The sequence below is a fragment of the Modestobacter muralis genome (assembly GCF_010682105.1).
GTDB classification, from domain to species: Bacteria; Actinomycetota; Actinomycetes; order Mycobacteriales; family Geodermatophilaceae; genus Modestobacter; species Modestobacter muralis.
Genome location: NZ_JAAGWH010000082.1, coordinates 1 through 553, shown reverse-complemented (window position 1 = coordinate 553; position 553 = coordinate 1). Strand labels below are relative to the sequence as shown.

1 protein-coding gene is annotated in these 553 nt (G+C 70.7%); it reads left to right on the top strand.

The genetic code is table 11. The annotated features are described in order from the left end of the window. Nucleotides 1–422: type 2 periplasmic-binding domain-containing protein (locus GCU67_RS21090; protein ID WP_163613465.1), on the top strand; the 422-nt coding region annotated here is incomplete at its 5' end. Between the last annotated feature and the right edge of the window lie 131 nt (nt 423–553).

Sequence of the window (553 nt, the reverse complement as noted above, 5' to 3'; positions counted from 1 at the left end):
CCGACGGCATCGCCGGTCCCGAGGACCTCGCCGGCAAGAACGTCTGCTCGGTCGAGGGTTCGACCCCGGCGCAGAACATCCGGGACAACTACCCCGAGGCCACCCTCACGCTGTTCGACGTGTACTCCAAGTGCGCCGACGCCCTGACCAACGGCCAGGTGGACGCCGTCACCACCGACAACGTCATCCTCACCGGCCTGGTCGCCGGCAACCCCGAGGGCTTCGAGCTCGTCGGCAACCCGTTCACCGAGGAGCCCTACGGCATCGGGCTGGAGCTGGGGAACACCGAGTTCCGCGACTTCATCAACGACGTCCTCGAGGAGTCCTTCGAGAACGGCGACTGGGCGGCCGCGTGGGACCGCACCGCCGGCGCCATCACCGGCGAGGACGCCCCCGAGCCGCCGCAGGTCGACCGCTACTGATCCCCGGGGACGCCGCCGGGCGGGTGCTGACCCGCCCGGCGGCGTCCCGCCGGTCCGGCCTCGGGAGGAGGCGCCGTGCAGTTCTTCGTCGACAACCTCGACCTCTTCTGGGACGCGTTCCTGACCACGCT